This is a genomic window from Streptomyces sp. NPDC052301 (assembly GCF_044593395.1).
In the GTDB taxonomy this organism is placed as follows: domain Bacteria; phylum Actinomycetota; class Actinomycetes; order Streptomycetales; family Streptomycetaceae; genus Streptomyces.
On record NZ_JBIUBE010000019.1, the window covers coordinates 25,012 to 51,704 of the forward strand.

Consider the following 26,693-nt stretch of genomic DNA (forward strand, 5'->3'; position numbering starts at 1 on the left):
GGTCTCCTTCGACTGCCGCCTGAGTTAGAGCGACGTTCAATCTCAGTTACTGGACTCCGGATGTCAATGTTTCCGTTCCATGAATTCGACGTTTAGAGTGATGCTCTAACGTCGGGAAGGCAAGGAGGTGCCGCGTCGTGAGACTGACTCCCACGGAACGTGACCGGCTGCTGCTCTTCGGAGCCGCCGAGCTGGCCCGGGCGCGCCGGGCGCGCGGCCTGCGGCTGAACGTGCCGGAAGCGACCGCGCTGATCGCGGACACCGTGTGCGAGGCGGCCCGGGACGGCAGGCGGCTCGCGGAGGCCGTCGAGGCCGCCCGCTCGGTGCTCGGCCCCGAGGACGTGCTGCCGGGCGTCGCGGACGTCGTCACCGAGGTGATGGTGGAGGCCGTCTTCGACGACGGCTCGCGCCTCGCCGTGGTCTCCGACCCGATCGGCGGCGGCCTCGGCGCGGACGCCCCGGGCGCCCTGCTGCCCGGGCCCCAGCACGCCGACCCGGAGCCGGTCCTGCGGCTGCCGGTCACCAACACCGCGTCCGTTCCGGTCTCGGTCACCTCCCACTTCCACTTCTTCGAGGCCAACCCGCGCCTGCGCTTCGACCGCGGTGCCGCCTACGGCATGCGGCTCGCCGTACCCGCCGGATCCTCCGTGCGGTTCGGACCGGGCGAGAGCGAGGAGGTCGGTCTCGTGCCGATCGGCGGCGACCGCATCGCGATCGGCTTCGCCGGGCTGGTCGACGGGCCGCTGGACGCGCCGGGCGCGAAGGACGAGGCCCTGCGCCGGGCCGCCGCCTGCGGCTACCTCGGAGTTTCCCAAGCCGTCACGCCGGAAGGAGGCGAGGAGCGATGAGCCGCTCGAAGGGACGAGAGGTGAGCCGGGCGATCCACGTCGACCCGCACGCCTACGCAGCCACACACGGCCCCCGCGCCGGCGACCGCATCCGCCTCGGCGACTCCGGGCTCACCGTCCGCGTCGAGTCCGACTCCCAGAAGTACGGCGACGAGTTCCTGGCCGGCTTCGGCAAGACCGCCCGCGACGGACTGCACCTGAAGGCCGCCGCCGTCCGCGAGACCTGCGACGTCGTCATCAGCAACGTCGTCGTGATCGACGCGGCGCAGGGCATCCGCAAGGTCTCCATCGGCATCCGCGAGGGCCGGATCTGCGGCATCGGACGAGCCGGCAACCCCGACACCCTCGACGGCGTGGACGTCGTCGTCGGCACCGGCACCTCCATCGTCTCCGGCGAGGGCCTGATCGCCACCGCCGGTGCCGTCGACACCCACGTCCACCTGCTGTCGCCGCGCATCATGGAGGCCTCCCTCGCCTCCGGCGTGACCACGATCATCGGGCAGGAGTTCGGCCCCGTGTGGGGCGTCGGCGTCAACTCGCCCTGGGCGCTGCGCCACGCCTTCAACGCCTTCGACGCCTGGCCGGTCAACATCGGCTTCCTCGGCCGCGGTTCGTCCTCCCAGGGCGCGCCCCTCGTCGAGGCCCTGGCCGAGGGCGGCGCGTCCGGCTTCAAGGTGCACGAGGACATGGGCGCCCACACCCGCGCGCTGGACACCGCCCTGCGCGTCGCCGAGGAGCACGACGTCCAGGTCGCCCTGCACAGCGACGGCCTGAACGAGTGCCTGTCGGTCGAGGACACCCTTCGCGTCCTCGAAGGCCGCACGATCCACGCCTTCCACATCGAGGGCTGCGGCGGCGGACACGTCCCGAACGTGCTGAAGATGGCCGGCGTCCCCAACGTCATCGGCTCCTCCACCAACCCCACCCTGCCCTTCGGCCGGGACGCGGTCGCCGAGCACTACGGCATGATCGTCTCCGTCCACGACCTCAAGCCCGACCTGCCCGGCGACGCGGCCATGGCCCGCGACCGCATCCGGGCCGGCACGATGGGCGCCGAGGACGTGCTGCACGACCTGGGCGCGATCGGCATCACCTCCTCCGACGCCCAGGGCATGGGCCGCGCCGGGGAGACGGTCCGCCGCACCTTCGCCATGGCCGGGAAGATGAAGGCCGAGCTGGGGCCCATGGAGGGCGACGGCGAGGGCGACGACAACGCCCGCGTCCTGCGCTACATGGCCAAGCTCACCATCAACCCGGCCATCGCCCACGGCCTCTCCCACGAGGTCGGCTCGCTCGAGACCGGCAAGCTCGCCGACATCGTGCTGTGGCGGCCGGAGTACTTCGGCGCCAAGCCGCAGCTCGTCCTCAAGGCCGGCTTCCCGGCGTACGGCGTGGTCGGCGACCCCAACGCGGCCACCGACACCTGCGAACCCCTCGTCCTGGGGCCGCAGTTCGGCTCGTACGGCGCCACGGCCGCCGACATCTCGGTCGCGTTCGTCGCCCGGGCGGCCGTGGACCAGGGCAACGACACCATGCCGACCCGCAGGCGCAGGGTCGCCGTGCGCGGCACCCGGGGCATCGGCCCCGCCGACCTGCGGCTGAACGCCCGTACCGGAGCCGTCGACGTCGACCAGCGCACCGGCCTGGTCACTCTCGACGGCGCCCCGCTCAGTTCCGAGCCGGCCGACTCCGTCTCCCTCAACCGCCTCTACTTCCTCTAGTTCTCAGGGATCTCACATGACCACCCCCGCAGCCGACGGCTTCCGCATGCCCGCCGAGTGGACCCCGCACGAGCGCACCTGGATGGCGTGGCCGGGCCCCAACCCCACCTTCGACGACCCGGACGGCCTCGCCGCCTCCCAGATCGCCTGGGCGTCCGTCGCCCGCGCCATCCGCCGCTTCGAACCGGTGACGGTCGTGTGCGGACCCGGCCGGACGGCCGAGGCGCAGGCGCTCCTCGGCCCCGGCATCGACACCGTCGAGCGCGAGCTGGACGACGCCTGGATGCGGGACATCGGCCCCACCTTCCTCACCAACGGCAAGGGCGGCCTCGCCGCCGTGGACTGGACGTTCAACGGCTGGGGCGCGCAGGACTGGGCCCGCTGGGAGCACGACTCCAAGATCGGCGCGTACGTCTGCGACCTCGCGGGCGCGCAGACGTACGCCTCGAAGCTGGTCAACGAGGGCGGCGCGATCCACGTCGACGGCGAGGGCACCGTGCTGCTCACCGAGACCGTGCAGCTCGGCCCCGAGCGCAACCCGCACTGGTCGAAGGAGGAGGTCGAGGCCGAGATCCACGCCCACCTCGGCACCAAGAAGGCGATCTGGCTGCCGCGCGGCCTGACCGGCGACTACCCGCCCTACGGCTTCGGCACCCTCGGCCACGTCGACATCGTCGCCGCCTTCGCCCGCCCCGGTGTCGTCGTCGCCCACCACCAGCCGGACCCGGCGCACCCCGACCACGAGGTCACCAAGGAGGTCATCGGCCTGCTGAAGTCGGCGACCGACGCCCGGGGCCGCCGGCTGGAGGTCGTGGAGGTGCCGGCCCCGACCGTCCTGGAGGCCGACGGCCACTGGGCCGACTACTCCTACATCAACCACTACATCTGCAACGGCGGCCTGGTGCTGTGCGGCTTCGACGACCCGCGCGACGAGATCGCCGCCGGCATCTTCCGCCGCCTGTTCCCCGAGCGGACGGTGACCCTGGTGGACGCGCGTACGATCTTTGCGGGTGGGGGCGGCATCCACTGCATCACCCAGCAGCAGCCGAAGGCATGAGCACGTAGGAGTGAGGGATGGCCGGTGCGGCACGGGCGCGGAAGAACGCGCCGCCGCGCGAGGAGGTGCTCGCCGCCGCCATGGACATGATCGCCGAGCGCGGTCTGGAGAAGCTCACCATGGCGGCGCTGGGCCGTGAGGTCGGCATGAGCAGCGGCCATCTCCTGTACTACTTCCACTCCAAGGACGAGCTGCTGCTGCAGACCCTGGAGTGGAGCGAGGGCAGGCTGGGCGCGGAGCGGGGCCGGCTGCTCACCGGTTCCGGAACCGCGCGCGAGCGTCTTTCCGCCTACGTCGACCTGTACGTGCCCGACGGTCACCGCGATCCGCACTGGACGCTGTGGCTGGAGGTGTGGAACCGCTCGCAGAACGCGGACGACGGCGCCCGTTCCCGGCAGGCGGCGATCGAGGGGGCGTGGCATCGCGACCTGGTCGCCCTGGTGGCCGAGGGCGTCTCGCGCGGCGAGTTCCGCCGGGTGGACGCGGACCGCTTCGCGGCGCGGCTGCGTGCGCTGCTGGACGGGTTCTCCATCCATGTGGCGATCGGGCTGCGCGGTACCGACCGGGAGCAAGTACTCGCGCACGTACGGGAGTTCATCGCCGACTCCCTCCTGGTGCCGGCCGGGTAGAGGAATCGTCCGCTCCGGTGCCGGGCATGTACCTGCCCATGGGACGACAACACTGGAAGAGGATCTGGGTCGGCTCGGCGGGGAACATGGTCGAGTGGTTCGACTGGTTCGTGTACGCGAGCTTCGCCACCTATTTCGCCGGCGCGTTCTTCCCGAGCGGCAACCCCACCGCCCAGCTCATGAACACCGCCGGCATCTTCGCCGTCGGCTTCTTCATGCGCCCCGTGGGCGGCTGGCTGCTCGGCCGGGTCGGCGACCGCAGGGGCCGCAAGGCGGCGCTGACCCTGACCGTCTCGCTCATGTCGGCCTCGGCCGTCCTCATCGCCGTCGCGCCCACCTACTCGGTCGCCGGCTACGGCGGTGCCCTCGTGCTGCTCGTCGCCCGCCTGCTCCAGGGCCTCTCCGTGGGCGGCGAGTACGCGGCCAGCGCCACCTATCTGACGGAGGCCTCCGACCCCGGGAGCCGGGGCTTCGCCTCCAGCTTCCAGTACGTCTCCATGACCGCCGGTCAGATCGTCGGCCTCGGCCTGCAGATCATGCTGCAGCACACCCTGTCCGACTCCGCCCTGCACAGCTACGGCTGGCGCGTCCCGTTCGTCGTCGGTGCGCTCGGCGCGGCGGTCGTCTTCTATCTGCGCCGCAGCATGCTGGAGACCGAGGTCTACGCGGACGACACCTCCCACGCCGAGGAGCGCGGCACCCTGCGCGCCCTGTGGCAGCACAGGCGGGAGGCGTTCCTGGTGATCGCGCTCACCATGGGCGGCACGGTCGCGTACTACACGTACACCACCTACCTGACGAAGTACCTCTCCAACTCGGCCGGCCTGTCCAAGCAGACCGCGACCCTGGTCTCCTTCACCGCGCTGATCGTCTTCGCCGCCCTCCAGCCGCTCGCGGGCCGCCTCTCCGACCGGATCGGCCGCCGCCCGCTGCTGATCACCTTCGCGGTCGGCTCCACCGTCCTCACCGTGCCGATCATGACCCTGCTGAGGCACGCGGACGGCTACTGGCCCGCGCTCGGCCTCGCCCTCCTCGCGCTGATCGTGGTCACCGGCTACACCTCCATCAACGCCTGCGTGAAGGCCGAGCTGTTCCCGACCGGGGTGCGCGCGCTCGGCGTGGCCCTGCCCTACGCCCTGGCCAACGCCCTCTTCGGCGGCACCGCGGAATACGTCGCCCTGTGGTTCAAGAACGCCGGGATCGAGTCCGGCTTCTACTGGTACGTGGCGGGCTGCGCCGCCGTGTCCCTCGTGGTGTACGTCACCATGCGGGAGACGAAGGACCTGGATCTGGCCAGGGTGCGGGCGCGCGAGGCATCCACGGTGACGACCGCATCCTGAGACGGTCGGTGAGTCGGGGGCGGGGTTGTGCCAAACTGCCCCCGTGCTCTCGTTCGCCATGATTATGGGCAGCAGGCGCGCCGGTCCGCAGTGACCACCTCGTACGACCAGGTGCGGGTGGCCACCGTCGTCCTCGACCCGCGCGCAGACCTCTCGCACCCGCGAGGGGTTTTTTCGTTTTCCGGCCCACCTTCAGCCGGGAACGGAGCGCGAGGGAATATTGGGGGGACGGTGGAGCCGGTCATTCCGGTAAGACCGAAGATCCACAACAGGAGCCTTGAGACCATGACCGAGACGGCAACCAGCGAGCTCGACGACTCGTTCCACGTCTTCGACACCACGCTGCGCGACGGCGCGCAGCGCGAGGGCATCAACCTCACCGTCGCGGACAAGCTCGCCATCGCCCGGCACCTGGACGACTTCGGCGTCGGCTTCATCGAGGGCGGCTGGCCCGGCGCGAACCCCCGCGACACCGAGTTCTTCGCCCGCGCGCAGGCGGAGATCGAGTTCAAGCACGCCCAGCTGGTCGCCTTCGGCGCCACCCGCCGCGCCGGCGCCAAGGCCGCCGAGGACCCCCAGGTCAACGCGCTGCTCGCGTCCGGCGCCCCGGTGATCACCCTGGTCGCCAAGTCGCACGACCGGCATGTGGAGCTGGCCCTGCGCACCACCCTCGACGAGAACCTGGAGATGGTCCGCGACACCGTGTCGTACCTGCGCGAGCAGGGCCGCCGGGTGTTCGTCGACTGCGAGCACTTCTTCGACGGCTACCGCGCCAACCCCGAGTACGCGAAGGCCGTGGTCCGTACGGCCTCGGAGGCGGGCGCGGACGTCGTCATCCTCTGCGACACGAACGGGGGCATGCTCCCCGCCCAGATCCACGCCGTCGTCTCCACCGTCCTCGCCGACACCGGCGCCCGCCTCGGCATCCACGCCCAGGACGACACCGGCTGCGCCGTCGCCAACACCCTCGCCGCCGTCGACGCGGGCGCCACCCACGTCCAGTGCACGGCCAACGGCTACGGCGAGCGCGTCGGCAACGCCAACCTCTTCCCGGTCGTCGCCGCCCTGGAGCTGAAGTACGGCAAGAAGGTGCTGCCCGACGGCAAGCTCCGCGAGACGACCCGGATCTCGCACGCCGTCGCCGAGGTCGTCAACCTCACCCCCTCCACCCACCAGCCGTACGTCGGTGTCTCCGCCTTCGCCCACAAGGCCGGCCTGCACGCCTCCGCGATCAAGGTCGACCCGGACCTGTACCAGCACATCGACCCCGAGCTGGTCGGCAACACCATGCGGATGCTGGTCTCCGACATGGCGGGCCGCGCCTCCATCGAGCTGAAGGGCAAGGAGCTCGGCATCGACCTGAGCGGCGACCGCGAGCTGGTCGGCCGGGTGGTCGAGCGGGTGAAGGAACGCGAGCTCAAGGGGTACACCTACGAGGCCGCCGACGCCTCCTTCGAACTCCTGCTGCGCGCCGAGGTCGAGGGCCGCCCGCTGAAGTACTTCGACGTCGAGTCCTGGCGGGCCATCGTCGAGGACCGCCCCGACGGCACCCACGCCAACGAGGCCACGGTGAAGCTGTGGGCCAAGAGCGAGCGGATCGTCGCCACCGCGGAGGGCAACGGCCCGGTCAACGCCCTCGACCGTGCCCTGCGCGTCGCGCTGGAGAAGATCTACCCGCAGCTCGCCAAGCTCGAACTGGTCGACTACAAGGTCCGCATCCTGGAGGGCAAGCACGGCACCCAGTCGACGACCCGGGTGCTGATCTCCACCTCGGACGGCTCGGGCGAGTGGTCCACGGTCGGCGTGGCGGAGAACGTGATCGCCGCGTCCTGGCAGGCGCTGGAGGACGCGTACACGTACGGTCTGCTGCGGGCGGGCGTGGAGCCGGCGGAGTAGTCCCGCCGGTTCAGCCGGGGCGCCCGCCCGTCTGCGGCTGCGCCGGCTTCACGGCGCTCGCCAGATGTTGTCGAAGGCGATGTTCTCGATGCGGCGGCGCTCGCGTACGGCCTCCAGCTCGGTCACCGCGTCGCCGACCGCCAGGAGGACGGTGACGACGGCCTCCTCGCCGGGCCTGTCCTCGCCGGGCTCTCCCTCGCCGGGCTCCTCCTCGCCGGGCTCCTCCTCGCCGGGCTCCTCCGCCGGGCGCTCGCTCCGGATGCCCAGAGTGCCGGCGAGCCCGGCGAGGACGGGCTCGTGGGACCACCAGCGGTCGGCCGCGTGCCGTCGTGCCGGGGTGTCGGCCGGGGTGCCGGCCCCACCGCGCAGGGAGAGCCAGTGCGGGCGCTTCCCGGTGAGCTGCCCCTCGGAGTCCAGGACGTCCCGGTAGGCCGTGGCCAGCCCCTGCCCCCGGCGCCACAGCCAGTCCTCGACCGTCTCGTACGGCTCCTGCCGCACGAGCGCCGCCCCGGCCTCGTCCAGCAGCCGGTCACCGGTGGTCAGCGTCGGCCCGGGCACGATGCGGTCGCCGTCCAGGACCAGCGCCCGGACGCCGAGCAGATCGATCAGCTCGGCCCCGGCGAGAGCCAGCGACAGGTCTCCCTGCTCGATGGGGTTCTTGCCGGGGACGTCCAGACTGACGAGGAACAGATCCTGCGGTGTGGTCATGGGAGCTCCAGATCGACGGGTGTCCGGCGTCAGGCGCGGCCCGGATCGTTGGGGTGGGACTCCAGCGGGGTGACCGTGAGGCTCATCCAGGGTCGCAGCGGAAGCGTACCCAGCACCTTCTCGTGCAGCTGCTCCTCGTCGTCGGCGCGCCAGACTCCGATGCTGCGTTTCTCGCCCACCGGCCGCCACAGCCGCACGAGGTTACCGCCGGCGGCCAGCTCCCGGGCCCGTACGGCCTCGGCGGCCCGCCGCTCGGCGACCTCCGCCTCGCTGGTGCCCTCCGGCACGGTGGTGGTGATCTCGACCAGGAACTCACGCATGATCCCGCTCCCGCGGTGAACCGCCCGGCTGACCTCCGGCTCCTCCTCATCGTCTCCCAGCCACTGCGCGAGCGCCGCTCAGCAGGAGCCCTCCGCGAGCCGCTCGAACGCCTTCCGGCTCATCATCCGGCCGTCCGCCCGGACCTGGCCGGTGCCGGGACCGCCGGCCGCGAGGAACGGCCTTCGGCAGGGGCCGGCGGCAGATCCACGGCCGCACAGCCGCCGAGCAGCAGCATCGCGCCGAGGTCCCCGCCGCGACGGCCCCCGCATACAGCACCTCAGGCTCCTACTGCAGGTGCCACTTCTGGTTGGCGGCTCCCGTGCACGACCAGATCTGTGCCCGCGCCCCGTTCGCCGACGAGTTGTCCGTCACGTCGAGGCACTTGTTCGCCGCAGTGTTGACCACATCACCGGTCGAGGAGTTGTACGACCACTGTTGGGCACCGGTCCCGTTGCAGTCGTACAACTGCACCTTCGCCCCGTCCGCCGTCGACGCCGAGGTCACGTCGAGGCACTTGCCGAGCGCCCGGACCGACCCGTCGGCCTGGACGGTCCACTGCTGGGCGGTGGTGCCGTTGCAGTCGTAGAGCTGCACCGCCGTACCGTTGGCGCTCGAACCGCCCGCCACGTCCAGGCACTTGCCTCCGAGGCCGACGAAGGTGCCGGTGCGGCTGCCGCCGCCGGACTGGGTGCCGGACCAGGTGAAGGTCGCCGAGGTCTTCCCGGGCAGCGAGTAAGTGGCGTGCTGGGAGCCCCAGTCGATGGTGACCGTCTTCGCCGACGACGAGTCGTTGTACGCGATCAGCGCCTTGCTGCCGTCCGGGTTGCGCCACGCCACGTTCGGCACCGCGGTGGACGCCGTCGAGGCGATCCGCTGGGCGCCGGGCCGCACGAACTTCGTCAGCTGGCCCATGTCGTAGTACTCGACGGTGTAGTCCACGGTCCCGCTCGCGCCGTCCCCGTCGTGCACGGTGACCAGCCCGGTGCAGGTGCCGCAACCGCCGTTGTGCGGACCGCCGTTCTGGTCGACGGCCAGCGACCACTTGGTCACCGACTTCGCCCAGTTGCGGGTGTAGTCGATGATGTCGGACATGTCCTCGCGCTGCTGGTTCGCGATCCAGGTGCCGCCGGAGTGCTCGGTGCCGAAGGCGTCCAGCGACGGGTACTGGTCGTGCACCGTCGTCTGCTTGGTGACGTCACCGCCGTAGCCGTGCCAGGCGATCCCGCCGAAGTTCGGGTGGTTGCGGATCGCCGCGTCGTCCACGGATTGGGCGGCGTAGGAGTCGTAGGTGTCCCAGTTCCAGTCGTGCGCGAGGACCTTGGTGCTCAGGCCCGCCGACTGCAGCTGCGGCAGCAGGTCGTTCTTGAGGAAGTAGTCCAGGCCGCTCGCGTTCCAGCTCATCGACGGGTAGCCGGAGCAGCAGGTCGGCTCGTTCTGTGGGGTCACGTACGAGACGTCGATCCCCTGGCTCCTGTACGCCTGGAGGTACTTCACGAAGTACGAGGCGTAGGCGCCGTAGTCCTCGGCCTTGAGCCAGCCGCCGGCGAGCGAGCCGCTGTCCTTCATCCAGGCGGGGGCCGTCCAGGGCGAGGCCATCACCGTGAGTGACGGGTTCAGCTGGAGCGCCTGCTTGGTGAGCGGTGCCACGTCCGCGAGGTCGTGGGAGATCGAGAACGTGGACAGATTCGGATCCGTCTGCCCGGAGGGCACGTCGTCGTACGTGTAGCCGTACCGCGCGAGGTCCGAGGCGCCCATCGGGTTGCGCAGGAACGACAGTCCGATGCCGTCCGTCGGCGAGAACAGCTTGCGCATGGTCGCGTCCCGGGTCGCCTGCGACAGCGCCCCGCTGCTGTTCATCAGCCAGGCCGCGGTGTCCGTGAAGGACGCGCCGCCGCCGGTGAAGGTCTGGTAGCGGGTGTTCTCGTCGACGGTGATGTTCTCGCCGCCGCCGCCGCTCCCGGACTGGAAGGCGAACGGCGTCTGCGCCTGCAGTCCGCGCACGACATGCCGTCCGGCGGAGTCGTCCGTGGTCGTGAGCCAGGCCGTCACCTGTTCACCGGCCGCGTGAGCGGGGGGCACGGCGGCGGTGAGGCCGGCGGCGGAGAGCAGTCCGGCGAGCAACAGCCGGACCGTGCGGGGGGTTCTCCTCATGGTGCGTCGCCCTTCAACTGACGTGCACTCTTGACGGGTTGGGGAGCCGTTAGTTAACTCACGGCGTGATCTAAGTCCTGAGTGAAACACGAGAGCCGAGGGAAGGTCCATGCCGAGAACCGCCCTGCTCGTCTCCGGCGCCTTGCTCGCCGCCCTGTTGCCCCTGTCGGCCGCGGCCCACGCGGCCGACGACCCCGCGCCGACCCCCGTCGACCGCTTCGAGGGCGAGGTCCCCTTCGCCTCCCAGCCCGCCGACGGCATCTTCCCCTGGGGCGGCGACGCCGACGACCCGCCCGCCCTCCGACTCGCCGACCGCGCCGACGCCCCCGAGGGCGCCGAGGTGCTCACCGGCACCTACGACATCAGCGGCTACGGCGGCTTCACCCACGACTTCGCCGCCGGCCGGCCCGCCCACGACTGGTCCGCCCACCAGGGCATCCGCTTCTGGTGGGACGGTCGCGACAACGGCCGGAAGATCGCCTTCGAGATCAAGGACGGCGGCGCGAACGGCGAGGCGTCGGAGCTGTGGACGACCTCCTTCACCGACGACTTCACCGGCTGGAAACAGATCGAGATCCCCTTCACGGACTTCGCCTACCGCACCGACTACCAGCCCGTCGGAGGCATCGACCACGTCCTCGGCCTCACGCAGATGTGGGGCTACGCCGTCACACTCCCGGCCGGGACCAAGGGCGACTTCGCCATGGACGACGTGGAGCTGTACGGCCGGGCCGACCAGTCGCTGCGCGCCTCCGTCAGCACCGACGCGGCCGTCTACCCGGTCAGGGCGGGCGGCACCGCCGAGGTCAGGGTCACCCTGGCCACGACCGGCGACCGGCCCGTCGACGACCCGGTGACGGTCACGTACACGACGGAGGGCGGCACCGCAACGGCCGGCCGGGACTACACCCCGGTCACCGGCACCCTCACCTTCCCGGCCGGCACCGCGTCCGGAACCTCGCGGACCGTCGAGGTGCCGACCCGGACGGTCCGGACCCCCGCACCCGCGAAGACCGTCCCGCTGAAGCTCACGGTCACCGGAGCCAAGGCACCCGCCGAGACCCCGCAGATCGTTGTCGACGCGCACGGACTGCCGTACCTGAACGCCGGGTTGCCGGTGAAGAAGCGCGTCGCCGACCTGCTCTCCCGCATGTCCCTTCAGGAGAAGGCCGGGCAGATGACCCAGGCCGAACGGGGCGCCGTGGGCGGCGGGGGCGACATCGCCGCGTACGACCTCGGCTCGCTGCTCTCCGGCGGCGGCTCCACACCCACGCCCGACACCCCCGGCGCCTGGGCGCGGATGATCGACGGCTTCCAGCTCCGCGCCCAGGCCACCCGCTTCCAGATCCCGCTGATCTACGGCGTCGACGCGGTCCACGGTCACAACAACCTGACCGGCGCCACGATCATGCCGCACAACATCGGCATCGGCGCGAGCCGCGACCCCCGACTCGCCGAGCGGACTGGCGCGGTGACCGCGGCAGAGGTCCGCGCCACCGGCATCCCCTGGGACTTCGCGCCCTGCCTGTGCGTGAGCCGTGACGAACGCTGGGGCCGCTCCTACGAGTCCTTCGGCGAGGACCCCGCCCTCGTCCAGTCCATGGAGACCGTGATCCAGGGCCTCCAGGGCCGGGCCGACGGCCGCGATCTGAGCCGGGACGACAAGGTGCTCGCCACCGCCAAGCACTTCGTCGGCGACGGCGGTACGGCCTACGGCTCCTCGACCACCGGCACCTACACGACCGACCAGGGCGTCACCACCGTGACCCGGCAGCAGCTCCAGGACATCCACCTGGCGCCCTTCAGGACGGCCGTCCAGCGGGGCATCGGCACGGTCATGCCGTCGTACTCCTCCCTCGACGTCGTCGGCGACGGCAAGGGCGCGGTGAAGATGCACGCCCGCGGCGACATGATCAACGGCGAGCTGAAGGGCCGGATGGGCTTCGACGGCTTCGTCATCAGCGACTGGAACGCCATCGACCAGCTCCCCGGCGACTATGCGGCCCACGTCCGCACGGCCGTGAACGCGGGCGTCGACATGATGATGGTGCCGTACACCTACAAGGACTTCGGCTCCACGCTCGTCGACGAGGTGAGGGCCGGCCGGATCAGCGAGAAGCGGATCGACGACGCCGTCTCCCGCATCCTCACCCAGAAGTTCGAACTCGGCCTCTTCGAGCACCCCTACGCCGACACCTCCGGCGCCTCCGCCATCGGCTCCCCGGCCCACCGGGCCGTCGCCCGCCAGGCCGCGGCCGAGTCGCAGGTGCTGCTGAAGAACAGCGGCGGGCTGCTGCCGCTGAAGAAGAGCGAGAAGGTGTACGTCGCCGGGTCCGACGCCGACGACCTCGGCAACCAGACCGGCGGCTGGACCATCACCTGGCAGGGCGCCTCCGGCACCCACACCCAGGGCACCACCATCCTCCAGGGCATGCGTGCGGCCGGTGGGAACGTCACCTGGTCCAAGGACGCCTCGGCCCCCACGAGCGGCTACGACGTCGGCGTGGTCGTCGTCGGCGAGACCCCGTACGCCGAGGGCGTCGGCGACGTCGGCAACGGTCACAGCCTGCAGCTGTCGGCGGCCGACCAGGCGGCCGTGGACAAGGTGTGCGCGGCCATGAAGTGCGCCGTGCTGATCGTCTCCGGGCGTCCGCAGCTCATCGGTGACCGGCTCGACAAGATCGACGCCCTGGTGGCCTCCTGGCTGCCCGGCACCGAGGGCGAGGGCGTGGCCGACGTCCTCTACGGCACCCGCCCCTTCACCGGGCAGCTCCCCGTCACCTGGCCGAAGTCCGAGTCCCAGCTACCGATCAACGTCGGCGACGCGTCGTACGACCCCCAGTTCCCCTACGGCTGGGGCCTGACCACGCTCACCGACGTCCCGCGCGGCGGAGCGGCCACGCTCAAGGCGCTCGCCGTGGCGGCCTCCGTCGCCGAACGCAGGGGTGACGACCGGGCCGGACGCGAGCTGGTGACCAAGGCGCGGCTGATCGTGCAGAGCCGGGCGGGGGCGCGGATGACGGAAGCGGTGGCGAAACCCTTCGCGGACGCCGACCACCTGCTGCTGACCGGCCGGTACGGGAAGGCGGTGGACAGGCTGGCGCAGGCTTATCAGGCCGCGTAGAAGCAACCCATGTGTCCGTGTGCGGGGGGCTTCGGGTAGCTTCGAAGAATGAAGGCCGTCCTGCGGACCCGAAGCCTCCCGGCACTGATGCTGGCCGCGCTCGTGCTGGTCGTGGCGGCGCTGTTCGCCCCCGGGGCGAGCGCGGACACCAGCATCTCCACGATCGCCCAGGCCCTCCGCAAGGGCCCCGTCTACGTCGACCCGGCGGCCTCGGCCCAGCTGCCGAAGGCGGACGCCGACGCGCTCGCGAAACGCATCAAGGACGCGAACAAACCGCTGTTCGTCGTGGTGCTCCCGGCCGGCTATCCGACGGCCGGCCTCTTCTCCGGGCTCCGTGCGGCCACCGGCATCACCGGCCTGTACGGCATCCGCCTGGGCGACCGCTTCGACGCCCGCGCCGACTCCTCCGTGATGTCGCCGACGGCCCGGCAGAACCTCGTGGCCAGTGTCCAGGGCGAGAGCGCCAAGGCCCAGCTCACCGACTTCGCCGACCGCGCGCTCGCCAACATGGGGGGCCGTGCGCCGCGGAGCTGGGGCGGCTCGTCCGGTACGGGCGGCGGCTCGTCCGGTACGGCACTGATCGTGATCGGGGCTGTGCTGGTGGCCGGCGGCGCGGGCGCGTACGCGATGGTCCGGCGCGGCCGCCGGCGCCGCGAGGAGGAACAGCGGGCCGCCCTGGACCGGCTGCGGGTGGTCGTGAACGAGGACATCACGGCCTTCGGCGAGGAACTGGACCGCCTGGACTTCCATCCCGCGGAACCGGGTGCCGACGACGCGATGCGCGCCGACTACGAGCGGGCCCTGGACTCCTACGAGACCGCCAAGCAGCGCATGGCCGAAGCGGCGAAGCCGGAGGACGTCCGCACGGTCACGCAGGCCCTGGAGGACGGCCGCTTCTCCCTCACCCAACTGGCCGCCCGCCGCGCGGGCAGCCCCCTTCCCGAACGCCGTCCGCCCTGCTTCTTCGACCCCCGCCACGGCCCCTCGGTCACCGACGCCGCCTGGTCCCCGCCGGGCGGCGCCCCCCGCGAGGTCCCGGTCTGCGCGGCGGACGCCACCCGTCTGGCCGACGGCCGCGACCCGGTGATCCGTGAGGTCGACACGGACTACGGCCGCCGCCCCTACTGGGACGCGGGCCCCGCCTACGGCCCCTGGGCGGGCGGCTACTTCGGCGGCGGCCTGCTGCCCGGTCTGCTGGTGGGGACGGTGCTGGGCAGCATGATGGCGGCGCCGTCGTATGCGGCGGCGTACGGGGCGGGGTACGGAGACTTCGGGGGTGGGTTCGGGGACGGGTACCAGGGCGGGGACGTCTCGGGCACGGACTTCGACCCCGGGGACTTCGGGGGCGGGTTCGGGGACGGCGGGGGGTTCGACGGGGGCGGGGGAGACGGGGGCGGTGGGGGAGATTTCGGTGGGGGGTTCTGATCCGGTGGGAGGGCTCTGCTCCGGGTGCTGATGCGAGGGCTCAAGAGGTGCGAAGGGGCGGTCCGCCGCCCCTTCGCCCATGCCTCCCGGTCGGTCCCCGGTGGACCCAGCCGCTCCCTCACCGCCGCCGCCGGTCGTCGGTCCCCCGCTCCCGCACGATCGTTGGCGGGCCGGGCCGTCGCCCTGGGGTGGCACACATCTGCCCGTCGCGCGCCGGTCAGGCGTTCTTGATCGCCGAGATGTCGAAGATCAGCTTGATCTTGTCGGAGATCAGGACGCCGCCGGTCTCCAGGGCCGCGTTCCAGGTCAGGCCCCACTCCGAGCGCAGGATCTCGGTCTTGCCCTCGAAGCCGACGCGGTCGTTGCCGAACGGGTCCTTCGCGGCGCCGTTGAACTCCAGGTCGATGCTGATCGTCTTCGTGACGCCGAGGAGGGAGAGCTCGCCGGTGATGCGGTAGTCGTCGCCGCCGAGGGCCTCCGCCTTGGTGGAGCGGAAGGTCATGGTCGGGAACTCGTCGATCTTGAAGAAGTCGGCGGACTTCAGGTGACCGTCGCGGTCGGCGTTGCCGGTCTCGATGCTCGCCATCTGCACGTCGAGCGTGGCGGTGGAGTCGGCGGGGTTCCCGCCGTCCAGGTGCAGCGTGCCGGTGAAGTCCTGGAAGCTGCCCTTCACGTTGGTGACCATGGCGTGGCGGGCCACGAAGCCGATGCTGGTGTGCGCCGGGTCGATCGTGTAGTCGCCGGTCAGCGCGGACAGGTCGGGGGCCGGTGCGGCCGGCGCGGCGGTCGTCGGGGCGGTGCTGTCCTTGCGGCTGAAGATGCCCATGATGTGCTCCAGGAAAGTGTCAGTTGAACGTTAAACAACCTTGCGTCTTCGACGGTAACCCTATTCGGTTCGGTTTTCAACATCATCCGCAGCGTGTTTCTGCGGTTGCGTGGGGTGACGTCTGTACGCCCTCTGGCGGACGCGCGTAGAGCTCGGGCACCATCTGCGTGCACCGCCTGCAACGCCGCCCCCCACCAGGAACCCGGCCCGACCGCAGGAAGGTCCCCATGAAGCTCAGGAAAGCCATGAGGCTCCGCTCCGTCCTGACCGCGCTCGCCCTCGTCGTCGCCCCCGGCGTCGCCGTCGTCGGCACCGCCACCGATGCCTTCGCCGTCACCAAGATCAGCCAGGCCACCGCCGAGTCGATGTTCCGCCAGGTCGGCATCACCTGGTCGTCCTCCGGTAACTGCACCGACCGCAACAACTCCACCTGCACGTCCTTCGACCAGCTGAACCTCGCCACCGCCCAGGGCGCCCAGACCCTGAAGCGGGCCAGCGGCTGCGCCCTCAACATCACCGGCGGCACCGAGGCCGGCCACGCCTCCGGCACCTATTCGCACTGGAACGGCTACAAGCTCGACTACGGCAAGAACACCTGCATCACCGCGTACATCAAGAACAACTTCAGCTACATCGGCCTGCGTGGCGACGGCTACCCGCAGTGGCAGTCCGGCTCCGGCAACATCTACGCCGACGAGGGCAACCACTGGGACGCCCTCTACTACAACTGCGGCGGCTGCTGAAGCGGAGTGAGAGAGGGCGGTGACCGGCCCATGGGGCTGACCCGACGCGCACTGCTGCTGGCCACCGCCCTCGTTCCGGTCCTGTCCTTCGCCGTGCGGGCCGACGACGGTGATGCCTACGGCGCTCTGCGCCGCCGCTGGATCGGCATCGCTCTCGGGACGGGTTACGATCCGGCCCGCGAGCCGTACGCCGCACGGCTCGCCCAACTCGGTGCGCAGGCCCGTGAGTTCGCGGCCGGTATGGCCCCCGGTGTCGGCTCTCTCTGGCCCGGCCGTCCCTTCGACCCGCCGGCCGGTATCACCTTCAGTTACGGCCGGCTGTGGATCATGACGCAGGCCTACGTCCAGCCGGGCACCGGTGTCACCGGCGATCCAGGACTCCTCCGGGCCGTGCTGCGGGGGCTCGATCACCTCTCCGCCGACGTCTACAACCCCTCGACCGCCCGCTACGGCAACTGGTGGGAATGGCAGATCGGCAGCCCCCGCCTGCTCATGGACATCACCGCCGCCCTGTACGAACGGGTCGGTGACGACCGTGTCGTGGCGGCCTGCGCCGCCGTGGACCACTTCGTCCCGGACTCGATGCTCACCGACTACTCCGGCACCTCCACCGGGGCCAACCGCGTCGATCTGTGCCGTTCCGTCGCCCTGCGCGGCATCCTCGGCCGGGACGCCGGCCGGATCGCCCTGGCCCGGGACGCCCTCTCGCCGGTCTTCCCGTATGTCGCGGAAGGTGACGGCCTCTACGCCGACGGCTCTTTCGTGCAGCACACCTGGGTCGCCTACTCGGGGACGTACGGACAGGTCCTGCTCGACGGCCTGGGGCGGCTGTTCGCCCTCCTCGCCGGGTCGCCCTGGGAGGTCACCGACCCCGCCCGCGAGAACGTCCTGGACGGGGTCGAGCACGCCTTCGCGCCGCTCATCCATGACGGGCTGGTGATGGACTGCGTCAACGGGCGTGCCATCAGCCGGGGCCGGCAGCGCGATGACGACTCGGGCGTCATGCGGAGCGACCACTGGCACGGGCACGCTCTCGTCGCCGCCGTCGCGCTGCTCGCGGGCGGCGCCGACGAGGCGCGGCGCAGGCGGTGGTACGGGCTGGTGAAGGGGTGGATCGAACGGGACACGGTCGCTCCGCTCCTGACCTCTGCCCAGTTCGACGTGGGGGATCTCGCGCGGCTGCACGCCGTCGCCGAGTCGGGCGCACCCGCGGTCGCGGAACCCCTCGGGCACAGGCTCTTCCCGGCCATGGACCGTGCGGTTCACCGCCGTTCCCGCTTCACCGCGGCGCTCTCGACGGCGAGCGACCGCATCGCCCATTACGAGTGCGGCAACGGCGAGAACCCGCGCGGCTGGCACACCGGGGCCGGAATGCTGTACTGGTGGCCGCGGGGGCACAGCGACCAGTACACCGACTGGTTCTGGCCGACCGTCGACTGGTACCGGCTGCCCGGCACCACCGTGTCCACCCGGCGCCTGCCCGACGGGGCCGGCGGTGAATGGGGTGCGCCCAAGCCGGACGTGCGGTGGGTGGGCGGTACGACCGACGGGGTGTACGCGGCCGTGGGCCAGCATCTCGAAGTTCTCGGCTCCACCCTGCGGGCCCACAAGTCCTGGTTCTTCCTCGACGATGCCGTGGTCTGCCTCGGCGCCGGGATCGCCTGCGCCGACGGCGTCCCGGTCGAGACGGTCGTGGACAACCGCAACCTGGGGGAGGCCGGCACGCAGGCCTTCGTACGGGGCCGGGGGTGGGCCCATCTGGAGGACCACGGTGGCTGGATCCTGCCGTGCGGAGGAGAGCTGCGGGCCCTCCGTGAGAACCGCACCGGCGCCTGGTCCGACATCAACGCCGGCGGCACCGACGAGCGGCGCACCCGGCGCTGGCAGACCCTGTGGCTCGATCACGGCACCGACCCCGCCGACGCCTGCTACGTGTACGTCCTGCTGCCCGGCGCCACCCGCGCCGAGACCGCGGCCCGGGCCGCCGACCGGCACCGGCCGACCGTCCTCGCCAACGACACCACCTGTCAGGCCGTCGCCGCACCCCGGCTGGGCCTCACCGCGGCCAACTTCTGGCGGGCCGGTACGGTGGGAGCCCTGACCGCCTCGGCGGGCTCGAGCGTCCTCGTCGTACGCCGGGGCCGGACCGCCGGCGTCCGCGTCAGCGAGCCACCCCGCACGGGGGTGCCGCTGGAGATCGTCTGGGACCGTCCGGTGCGCTCCGTCGTCCGTGCCGGCGACGGGGTCGAGGTGCTCGAGGCGGACCGCCGTCTGAGGCTCCGTGTCACTCCGGGGATGGCATGTTCCACCCGCGTTTGTGAGGTGGCTCTCAGGTGACGCCTTTGTGGCCCCTCTACAACAGCGATGCCCTCTGAGCAGTCGGAACGGCTGCATGCCGCCCCGGTTCTGTTCACTGGTACCAGGAAAACGGGCCGGAGACTGTACGGAGTCGACGGCTCGCATTCCTTGGTGTCCTTCGTAAGGTCGCTACATGACCGTTTTGGAAGAGACGACGGGTGAGCCGACCGGTGAGCCGACGGACGCGCGCGGACGGGTCGCCGAGCTGCACGAGATTCGTGCCCGGGCCGTGGCCGGCCCCAGCGAGAAGGCGACCGAGGCGCAGCACGCCAAGGGCAAGCTGACGGCGCGGGAGCGGATCGAGCTGCTCCTGGACCCGGGGTCCTTCCAGGAGGTCGAGCAGCTGCGCCGGCACCGGGCGACCGGGTTCGGCCTGGAGGCGAAGAAGCCGTACAGCGACGGTGTCATCACCGGCTGGGGCACGGTCGAGGGCCGTACCGTCTTCGTCTACGCCCATGACTTCCGGATCTTCGGCGGTGCGCTGGGCGAGGCCCACGCCACCAAGATCCACAAGATCATGGACATGGCCATCGCGGCCGGTGCGCCGCTGGTGTCGCTGAACGACGGCGCCGGCGCCCGGATCCAGGAGGGCGTCTCCGCCCTCGCCGGCTACGGCGGCATCTTCCAGCGGAACACCAAGGCGTCGGGTGTCATCCCGCAGATCTCCGTGATGCTCGGCCCGTGCGCGGGCGGCGCGGCCTACAGCCCGGCTCTGACGGACTTCGTCTTCATGGTCCGTGAGACCTCGCAGATGTTCATCACCGGCCCGGACGTGGTCAAGGCGGTCACCGGCGAGGAGATCACCCAGAACGGGCTCGGCGGTGCCGACGTCCACGCGGAGACCTCCGGCGTCTGCCACTTCGCCTACGACGACGAGGAGACGTGCATCGCCGAGGTGCGCTACCTCCTGTCGCTCCTGCCGCAGAACAACCGCGAGAACCCCCCGCGGGTGGACTCCTCCGACCCGGTGGACCGCCGCAGCGACGCCCTGCTCGACCTGGTCCCGGCGGACGGCAACCGGCCGTACGACATGGCCAAGGTCATCGAGGAGATCGTCGACGACGGCGAGTACCTGGAGGTCCACGAGCGCTGGGCGCGGAACATCATCTGCGCGCTCGCCCGGCTGGACGGCCAGGTGGTGGGCATCATCGCCAACCAGCCGCAGGTCCTCGCGGGTGTCCTGGACATCGAGGCGAGTGAAAAAGCTGCGCGCTTTGTCCAGATGTGTGACGCTTTCAATATCCCGATCGTCACCTTCCTGGACGTTCCGGGGTTCCTCCCCGGCGTCGACCAGGAGCACGGCGGAATCATCCGCCACGGCGCGAAGCTGCTGTACGCCTACTGCAACGCGACCGTGCCGAGGATCTCGCTGATCCTGCGCAAGGCGTACGGAGGTGCCTACATCGTCATGGACTCCCAGTCGATCGGCGCGGACCTCACCTACGCCTGGCCGACCAACGAGATCGCCGTCATGGGCGCGGAAGGCGCCGCGAACGTCATCTTCCGCCGACAGATCGCCGAGGCCGAGGACCCCGAGGCGATGCGGCAGAAGATGGTCAAGGAGTACAAGGCCGAGCTGATGCATCCCTACTACGCCGCCGAGCGCGGCCTGGTGGACGACGTCATCGACCCGGCGGAGACCCGCGAGGTCCTGGCCAAGTCCCTGGCGATGCTGCACACCAAGCACGCCGACCTCCCCTCCCGGAAGCACGGCAACCCCCCGCAGTAACCGAGCGGACCCGCCGCGGCAACCCCGCGGACCTCACACTCACGGAGACTGACACCCATGAGCACTCCTGACATCCGCGTCGAGAAGGGCCACGCAGACCCCGAGGAAGTCGCCGCCATCACGGCCGTCCTCCTGGCCCGTGCGGCCGCCCGCCCCGCCGACTCCGCCCAGACCCACCGAGGCCGCCCCAAGGCCGGCTGGCGCCGCCTGGAGCGTGAGGGCGGCTTCCGTGCCCCGCACAGCTGGCACTGAGTTCTCCCGCGCGTGATCGCAGCCCCGCTTCTCCTCCGGGAGGGCGGGGCTGCGGTGTGTTCAGGGGCGGAGACGCCGGCGCCGCCACAGGCTGAAGGGGACGGACAGCGTCGCCACGCAGACCGCCGGCCACAACGAGGCCATGTGCAGGCCCGGGGTCCACAGGGGCAGCAGGACGGCGGTCAGGAACACGGTCAGCCACCCGAGGACCAGCCTGTTGCGCAGCCGCGCCCGGAGCGGGAACAGCAGGGCCGAGGACACCAGCGCGCTCGGCGCCAGCAGTACCGCAGCCCACACCAGGGCTCCCCAACCGTCGATCTGGATCACGATCATCCCCGTTGCCGATGACAAAAACTCCTGTCCCTCAGGAAGAGAGACAGGAGCTCACGTCGGTTCCCCGGGGCGGCGGCGTTACCGCAGGCGCGCCATCAGAGCGTGCTCGACCAGCGTGATCAGCGCCGACTTGGCGTCCGCGCGGTGGCGGGCGTCCGTCGTGATGATCGGGGTGTCGGGGCCGATCTGAAGGGCCTCGCGGACCTCGTCCGGGTTGTACGGCTGGTTGCCGTCGAAGCCGTTGAGGGCGATGACGAACGGCAGGCCGCTGTTCTCGAAGTAGTCGACCGCGGGGAAGCAGTCGGCGAGGCGCCGGGTGTCCACGAGCACGATCGCGCCGATCGCGCCGCGCACCAGGTCGTCCCACATGAACCAGAAGCGGTCCTGTCCGGGGGTGCCGAACAGGTAGAGGATCAGGTCCTGGTCCAGGGTGATGCGGCCGAAGTCCATGGCGACGGTGGTCGTCGTCTTGTCCCCGGTGTGGGTGAGGTCGTCGATGCCGGCCGAAGCGGACGTCATGACGGCCTCTGTGCGCAGCGGGTTGATCTCCGAGACGGCGCCGACGAACGTGGTCTTGCCCACGCCGAAGCCGCCCGCCACCACGATCTTCGCGGAGGTGGTGGAGCGGGAAGGACCGCCGCTAGAGCTTGCGAAGTCCACTGAGCACCCTTTCGAGCAGTGTCACGTCTGGCTGGCCACCGGCGTTCTCGTCGCCGCCGGGCTGATGGATGGCGACCAGGCCCGCCTCCGCCAAGTCGGCGACGAGGATCCTGGCCACGCCGAGGGGGATCGTCAGCAGGGCCGAGATCTCGGCCACCGACTTGATCTCCCGGCACAGGTTGCAGATCCGCTGATGCTCGGGCAGTTGGCCCTGCATCTGGTGCGGAGCGGCGGTGGTGTGCACCAGTGCCTCGATGGCGAGCTGGTAGCGCGGGCGGGTCCGGCCGCCGGTCATGGCGTACGGACGCACCAAGGGGTTGTTGGACGCCGAGGCCGGCGCCGGCTCGGGGCGGCGCTGGGGCTGTACCGGCTGGATCCGCGGGGCCGGCGGCTGGTCGTACGGCGAGGGGCCGGGGCCCTGCGGGGCGTACGGCTGGTGGTGGCCCGGGGCGGAGGGGAAGTTGTACCGGTTCGCCGAACCGTCGCCATGGCCCTGGGCAGGGCCGTACGACCAGTTACCCGAAGACGAACCGCCTGGGGGTGTTGCCACTTTCTCCTCCTCCGACTGCGCCGGGCACCCATCCGTGTGGAGCCGCGTCCCGAAACCTTACGGCCCCAGGACGCGAATACGCACCGTCCGATTACTAGTTGAGAAGGCTCCCCTGGAGCTCCGCACGGAGATCCGGGGTGAGGACCGTGCCCGCGCGGTCCACCAGAAGGGCCATCTCGTACCCGATGAGGCCGATGTCCGCCTCCGGGTGGGCCAGGACCGCGAGCGACGAACCGTCGGAGATGGACATGATGAAGAGGAATCCCCGCTCCATCTCCACAACCGTCTGATTCACGCTGCCTCCCTCGAAGATCCGGGAGGCGCCTGCCGTCAGAGACGTCAGACCGGAGGCGACGGCCGCGAGCTGGTCGGCGCGGTCGCGGGGGAAGCCTTCGGACATCGCCAGAAGGAGTCCGTCGGCGGAGACCACCACCGTGTGGGACACCCCCGGGGTGTTGTCCACGAAGTTGGTGATCAACCAGTTCAGGTTCTGTGCCGCCTGGCTCATCGGGCTCACACTAACGCTCCTGGTTGTAGGTGCTGTCAGGACCACTGTGCTGATTCCTAGTGGCCTGGCCGTTCGTTTCACTGCCTGCGTTGCGTCCGCGCTGGACGCCTCGACGCAGGTTGCTCAGCCTGCCCCGGACGTCCTCCGGGGCGCGGGAGACCTGGGGGCCTCCCTGAGGGGTGGTCTCGGCGGAACCCTCGACCAGATTGGCCTTGGGCACCCGCCGCGGCAGGCCCGAGGCGGTGACCCCGCCTGCCTTGGGCTTCCGGAGCTGCGAGGCCTGCTGCCACCGCTCGTCGTTCGCCGAGCGCCAGCCGCTGTCACCGTTGCTCCCCGGAGCGGGAGTCGCCGCGGGAGCCGATGCCTCCTGCTGCACGTGCGCCGTGCCGTTCGTGCGGCCGGTGCCGGGGGAACCGCTCGCGGTGGAACCGCGGCGGGGCAGCCCGGCGTCGGTCAGCTCGTGGGCGGCGGGAGAGGCCGGTCCCGGACGGTCGAAGCCTACGCGGTTCCGCTCACTCGCGTCAGCGGCCTGCGGGGATTCCGCTTCCGGAGCGTACTGGGCCGGGTAGCCGTTCTGGTAGCCGTCCTGCTGCGGCTGCTGGGGCCAGTCGTCCTGGAAGGACGGGGCCTGGGCAGGCTCCGCATACGCGGGGTCCGGGTAGCCGCCGTTCGGCGCGTAGTACTGCTCCTCGTACGGCTTCTCGTACGTCTGCTCCGCGTAGGAGGCCTGCTGCGGCTCCGCGTACGTCTGCTCCTCGTACGACTGCTGCTGCGGCTGCTGCTCCTGGTAGGACTGCTCCTCGTACGGCTGCTGCTGCTCCTGGTAGCCCTGCCGGCCGTCGAAGGGGTCGGCGTAGCCGGCGGACGCCTCGGCGCCCTCCTGCTGCGGCTGGCCGTGGGTCTGGGCCTCCAGGGCGGCGCGGCGCTCCTCGCGCATCAGGGAGCGTCCGACGGGGTCCAGGTCGCGGAGGTCGTCGGGGACCTCCGTGTACCGGCTGTCGTCGAAGCCGAGTTCGGCTGCGGTGCGCATCGGCTGCACGTGGTCGAAGCTCTCACCCTGGAACTGCTGCTCCGGGATGATCTGCGAGACCGTGAACTCCTCGCGGTCCAGCGGGGCCTCGCCGCCGCCACCGTGCGTGATCGCGTCCGGCAGCATGACCAGCGAGGTCGTACCGGCCTGCTCGCCCGAGGGGCGGAGCTGGACGCGGATGCCGTGCCGGTCGGACAGACGGCCGACCACGAACAGGCCCATGCGCTGGGAGATCGCGGCGTCCACGGTCGGCGGGTTGGCCAGCTTGTGGTTGATGTCCGCGAAGTCCTCGGCCGTCAGGCCGATGCCCTTGTCGTGGATCTCGATCATGACACGGCCGTCGGGCAGCCGGGTCGCGGTGACGCGGACCTTGGTCTGCGGGGAGGAGAACGTGGTGGCGTTCTCCAGCAGCTCGGCCAGCAGGTGCACGAGGTCGGTGACCGCGCGGCCGTGGATCTCGGCCTCGGGAACGCCGGACAGTTCGATGCGCTCGTACTGCTCCACCTCGGAGGAGGCGGCGCGCAGCACGTCGACGAGCGGGACCGGCTGGTCCCAGCGGCGGCCGGGCTCCTCGCCGGCGAGGACCAGGAGGTTCTCGCCGTTGCGGCGCATACGGGTGGCCAGGTGGTCCAGCCGGAAGAGGTTCTCCAGCTGGTCCGGGTCGGCCTCGTTGTTCTCCAGGTCGGTGATCAGGGTCAGCTGGCCCTCGATCAGCGACTGGTTGCGGCGCGACAGGTTGGTGAAGATCGCGTTGATGTTGCCCCGCAGCAGGGCCTGCTCGGAGGCGAGCCGGACCGCCTCGCGGTGGACCTGGTCGAAGGCGCGGGCGACCTCGCCGATCTCGTCCTTGGTGGTGATCGGGATCGGGGCGACCCGGGTGTCGACCCGGCCGGGGTCGGTGCGGGAGAGCTGGTCGACCAGCATCGGCAGCCGCTGCTCGGCGATGCCGAAGGCCGCGTTGCGCAGCTGGCGCATCGAGCGGCTCATCTGGCGGGCCACCAGACCGGCCAGGATGAACGCCGCGAGCAGGGCGATCACGACCACGGCACCGGTGGTGATGGCCGAGGCCTTGGCGTCGTCGGCGATGGCCGAGGCCTCGTTCACCGCCTTGTCGGCCATGTCCGACTCGATCTGGCGGTAGGCGTCGAACTTGAGCGTGTTGACCGCCCACCAGTTCTGCGCCGTGATGCCCTTGACGGCGAGCTGCTGGCGCGCGGCCAGGTCGGTGGAGCCCAGCTGGGCGAGTTCCGTGACCATGTCCTGCGGGTCGGACGGCGGCGGGACGTAGCGGGGGTTGGCGGCCTTGGCCTGCTGCGCCATGGCGGCGGCCTTGCTCTGGATGTCCGCCTTCTCCGCGTCCAGCCTGTCCGCGTCGGCCTGGGTGCCACCGCCGAGGTACTCCTCGACGGCGATGCCCTCCAGGTAGGCGTAGGAGGTGAGGGCGACCCGCTGGCTGGTCAGGTTCGGGGCGTCCGGACCCGGCTTGACCAGCATGTGTGTGCCGATCGAGCGGTCCAGGGACAGCGCCGCCTTGGTCAGCGAGATGGCGTAGACGGTGCGGCCGTAGGAGGTGATGTTTCCGGTGCCCAGGCCGAGCTCGTTGGCGAACTCCATCAGCGGGTGGGCGACCTTGACGTAGCCCTCCTCGGTCTGCACTCCGGTGAAGTTCGAGGTGTACGCGCCCGCACGCAGCGTCTTGAGGAAGGGCTCGGCCTTGTGGAACAGCTTGAGCCGGCGGTCCAGGCCGGACGTGTGCGGCGCGTTCTGCGCGGCCTCGTCGAAGACGTCGGCGGCCTTGTCGGTCGCCGCGCGGGCGGCGGAGATCGTCTTCTTGTCCTCGGCGCTCGCGGCCTTGCCCGCCAGCAGGGGGCCGGCGGTGATGTCCCGCTCGTTCTCCAGGGCGTTGGCGTAGGACAGGGAGGCCCGCACCAGGCGCGCGGTGTTCTCGGCGTCCTGCGCGTTCTGCCAGGTGTCGATCGAGCTCTTCACCTGGAAGCCGCCCATGACGAGACCGACCGCCACGGGTATGAGCAGGATCGCGTTCAGCCGGGTCGGCACCCGCCAGTTGCGCGGGGAGAATCGGCCGCCGCTCGACGCGGGAGTGGCCGTCGGTTCCGCACCGGGCACAGGACTGGGCGCCGCAGCGCGCGGCGGCGGGGTGAAGTTGCCCCGCGCCGACGGCTCGGGACCGTTCTTGCTTCGCCTCACTCGACCAACAACCTCTCGGCGGTCGGCACCTACGTCGTGCCGCAGTCTCTCAGAGCCCGGTTCGTCGCAGACCACTACGGGGTACGTCTTTGACCATTGGGCAGTTCAGGCATTCCAGCACGTGGACCAGCGCACTTCCAAACAGTGGAAACCTTGTGACGCGACCGTTGTAAGTCCCAGATAAAACGGTCATAAAGAGCGAGCCCCGCCAAAAGGCGGGGCGTTTGTGAGCGCAGCGGCACCACTCGACCGCGTCGCGTGGTGACACCGGGCGAT

The 26,693-nt window shown here is 70.9% G+C and carries 21 protein-coding genes; 12 read left to right on the top strand and 9 right to left on the bottom strand.

Annotated elements, in window-relative coordinates; genetic code table 11:
• Positions 1-137 precede the first annotated feature (137 nt).
• The 6 genes from ureA (at position 138) to cimA (ending at position 7,491) form a co-directional block, all read left to right on the top strand.
• A complete protein-coding gene (ureA, locus tag ACIHEJ_RS36175) occupies positions 138-848 on the top strand; it encodes an urease subunit gamma (RefSeq protein WP_400141883.1) in 711 nt (236 codons plus the stop codon).
• Positions 845-2,569, top strand: coding sequence for an urease subunit alpha (locus ACIHEJ_RS36180; RefSeq protein WP_400141885.1), 1,725 nt, complete (start codon positions 845-847; stop codon positions 2,567-2,569). The genes ureA and ACIHEJ_RS36180 overlap by 4 nt, the downstream gene beginning before the upstream one ends.
• Before the next feature lie 16 nt (positions 2,570-2,585).
• Entirely contained in the window at positions 2,586-3,626 is a 1,041-nt protein-coding gene (locus tag ACIHEJ_RS36185) for an agmatine/peptidylarginine deiminase (protein ID WP_400141887.1), read from the top strand.
• A 17-nt stretch (positions 3,627-3,643) separates the two neighbouring features.
• Positions 3,644-4,255, top strand: a complete 612-nt coding sequence (locus tag ACIHEJ_RS36190; protein WP_400141889.1) for a TetR/AcrR family transcriptional regulator — start codon at positions 3,644-3,646, stop codon at positions 4,253-4,255.
• Positions 4,256-4,293: 38 nt separating this feature from the next.
• Positions 4,294-5,595: an MFS transporter gene (locus ACIHEJ_RS36195; RefSeq protein ID WP_400141891.1), complete on the top strand. Its 1,302-nt coding sequence runs from the start codon at positions 4,294-4,296 to the stop codon at positions 5,593-5,595.
• A 285-nt stretch (positions 5,596-5,880) separates the two neighbouring features.
• The gene (gene cimA, locus ACIHEJ_RS36200; protein ID WP_400141893.1) at positions 5,881-7,491 is read left to right on the top strand and encodes a citramalate synthase; all 1,611 of its coding nucleotides are present in this window, start codon (positions 5,881-5,883) and stop codon (positions 7,489-7,491) included.
• A gap of 48 nt (positions 7,492-7,539) precedes the next feature.
• Here cimA and ACIHEJ_RS36205 read toward each other — a convergent pair whose 3' ends face one another.
• The 3 genes from ACIHEJ_RS36205 to ACIHEJ_RS36215 form a co-directional block, all read right to left on the bottom strand.
• On the bottom strand, positions 7,540-8,199 hold the full coding sequence (locus tag ACIHEJ_RS36205; RefSeq protein ID WP_400141895.1) for a GPP34 family phosphoprotein: 660 nt from the start codon (positions 8,197-8,199) through the stop codon (positions 7,540-7,542).
• Between the two features lie 29 nt (positions 8,200-8,228).
• Entirely contained in the window at positions 8,229-8,519 is a 291-nt protein-coding gene (locus ACIHEJ_RS36210; protein WP_400141897.1) for a muconolactone Delta-isomerase family protein, read from the bottom strand.
• A gap of 286 nt (positions 8,520-8,805) precedes the next feature.
• Positions 8,806-10,671, bottom strand: a complete 1,866-nt coding sequence (locus ACIHEJ_RS36215; RefSeq protein ID WP_400141899.1) for a lectin — start codon at positions 10,669-10,671, stop codon at positions 8,806-8,808.
• Between the two features lie 109 nt (positions 10,672-10,780).
• On the opposite strand from ACIHEJ_RS36215, the gene ACIHEJ_RS36220 reads away from it, so the two are divergent.
• Together ACIHEJ_RS36220 and ACIHEJ_RS36225 are read left to right on the top strand one after the other, a co-directional pair.
• Complete coding sequence (locus tag ACIHEJ_RS36220; RefSeq protein WP_400141901.1) at positions 10,781-13,795, top strand: glycoside hydrolase family 3 protein; 3,015 nt, start codon at positions 10,781-10,783, stop codon at positions 13,793-13,795.
• A gap of 48 nt (positions 13,796-13,843) precedes the next feature.
• On the top strand, positions 13,844-15,220 hold the full coding sequence (locus ACIHEJ_RS36225; protein ID WP_400141903.1) for a hypothetical protein: 1,377 nt from the start codon (positions 13,844-13,846) through the stop codon (positions 15,218-15,220).
• A 217-nt stretch (positions 15,221-15,437) separates the two neighbouring features.
• Here the strand turns inward: ACIHEJ_RS36225 and ACIHEJ_RS36230 are convergent, their stop codons facing one another.
• The gene (locus ACIHEJ_RS36230; protein ID WP_400141905.1) at positions 15,438-16,046 is read right to left on the bottom strand and encodes a YceI family protein; all 609 of its coding nucleotides are present in this window, start codon (positions 16,044-16,046) and stop codon (positions 15,438-15,440) included.
• A gap of 227 nt (positions 16,047-16,273) precedes the next feature.
• Here ACIHEJ_RS36230 and ACIHEJ_RS36235 point away from each other — a divergent pair, with 227 nt between their 5' ends.
• From ACIHEJ_RS36235 to ACIHEJ_RS36250, 4 genes are all read left to right on the top strand, one after another.
• Entirely contained in the window at positions 16,274-16,789 is a 516-nt protein-coding gene (locus ACIHEJ_RS36235) for a hypothetical protein (protein ID WP_400141907.1), read from the top strand.
• A 30-nt stretch (positions 16,790-16,819) separates the two neighbouring features.
• Complete coding sequence (locus ACIHEJ_RS36240; RefSeq protein ID WP_400141909.1) at positions 16,820-19,126, top strand: polysaccharide lyase 8 family protein; 2,307 nt, start codon at positions 16,820-16,822, stop codon at positions 19,124-19,126.
• Between the two features lie 154 nt (positions 19,127-19,280).
• Entirely contained in the window at positions 19,281-20,876 is a 1,596-nt protein-coding gene (locus tag ACIHEJ_RS36245; protein ID WP_400141911.1) for an acyl-CoA carboxylase subunit beta, read from the top strand.
• A gap of 57 nt (positions 20,877-20,933) precedes the next feature.
• Positions 20,934-21,128 (top strand): acyl-CoA carboxylase subunit epsilon, encoded by a 195-nt coding sequence (locus tag ACIHEJ_RS36250; protein WP_400141913.1) that lies wholly within the window; start codon positions 20,934-20,936, stop codon positions 21,126-21,128.
• Positions 21,129-21,188: 60 nt separating this feature from the next.
• Here the strand turns inward: ACIHEJ_RS36250 and ACIHEJ_RS36255 are convergent, their stop codons facing one another.
• From ACIHEJ_RS36255 to ACIHEJ_RS36275, 5 genes are all read right to left on the bottom strand, one after another.
• Positions 21,189-21,455: a hypothetical protein gene (locus ACIHEJ_RS36255; protein WP_400141915.1), complete on the bottom strand. Its 267-nt coding sequence runs from the start codon at positions 21,453-21,455 to the stop codon at positions 21,189-21,191.
• 84 nt (positions 21,456-21,539) lie between these two features.
• Positions 21,540-22,121, bottom strand: coding sequence for an ATP/GTP-binding protein (locus ACIHEJ_RS36260; protein ID WP_026248371.1), 582 nt, complete (start codon positions 22,119-22,121; stop codon positions 21,540-21,542).
• Complete coding sequence (locus tag ACIHEJ_RS36265; protein ID WP_366012002.1) at positions 22,102-22,671, bottom strand: DUF742 domain-containing protein; 570 nt, start codon at positions 22,669-22,671, stop codon at positions 22,102-22,104. The genes ACIHEJ_RS36260 and ACIHEJ_RS36265 overlap by 20 nt, the downstream gene beginning before the upstream one ends.
• 94 nt (positions 22,672-22,765) lie before the next feature.
• Positions 22,766-23,179, bottom strand: a complete 414-nt coding sequence (locus tag ACIHEJ_RS36270) for a roadblock/LC7 domain-containing protein (protein WP_004983065.1) — start codon at positions 23,177-23,179, stop codon at positions 22,766-22,768.
• A 10-nt stretch (positions 23,180-23,189) separates the two neighbouring features.
• On the bottom strand, positions 23,190-26,417 hold the full coding sequence (locus tag ACIHEJ_RS36275) for a nitrate- and nitrite sensing domain-containing protein (RefSeq protein ID WP_400141917.1): 3,228 nt from the start codon (positions 26,415-26,417) through the stop codon (positions 23,190-23,192).
• Positions 26,418-26,693 lie beyond the last annotated feature (276 nt).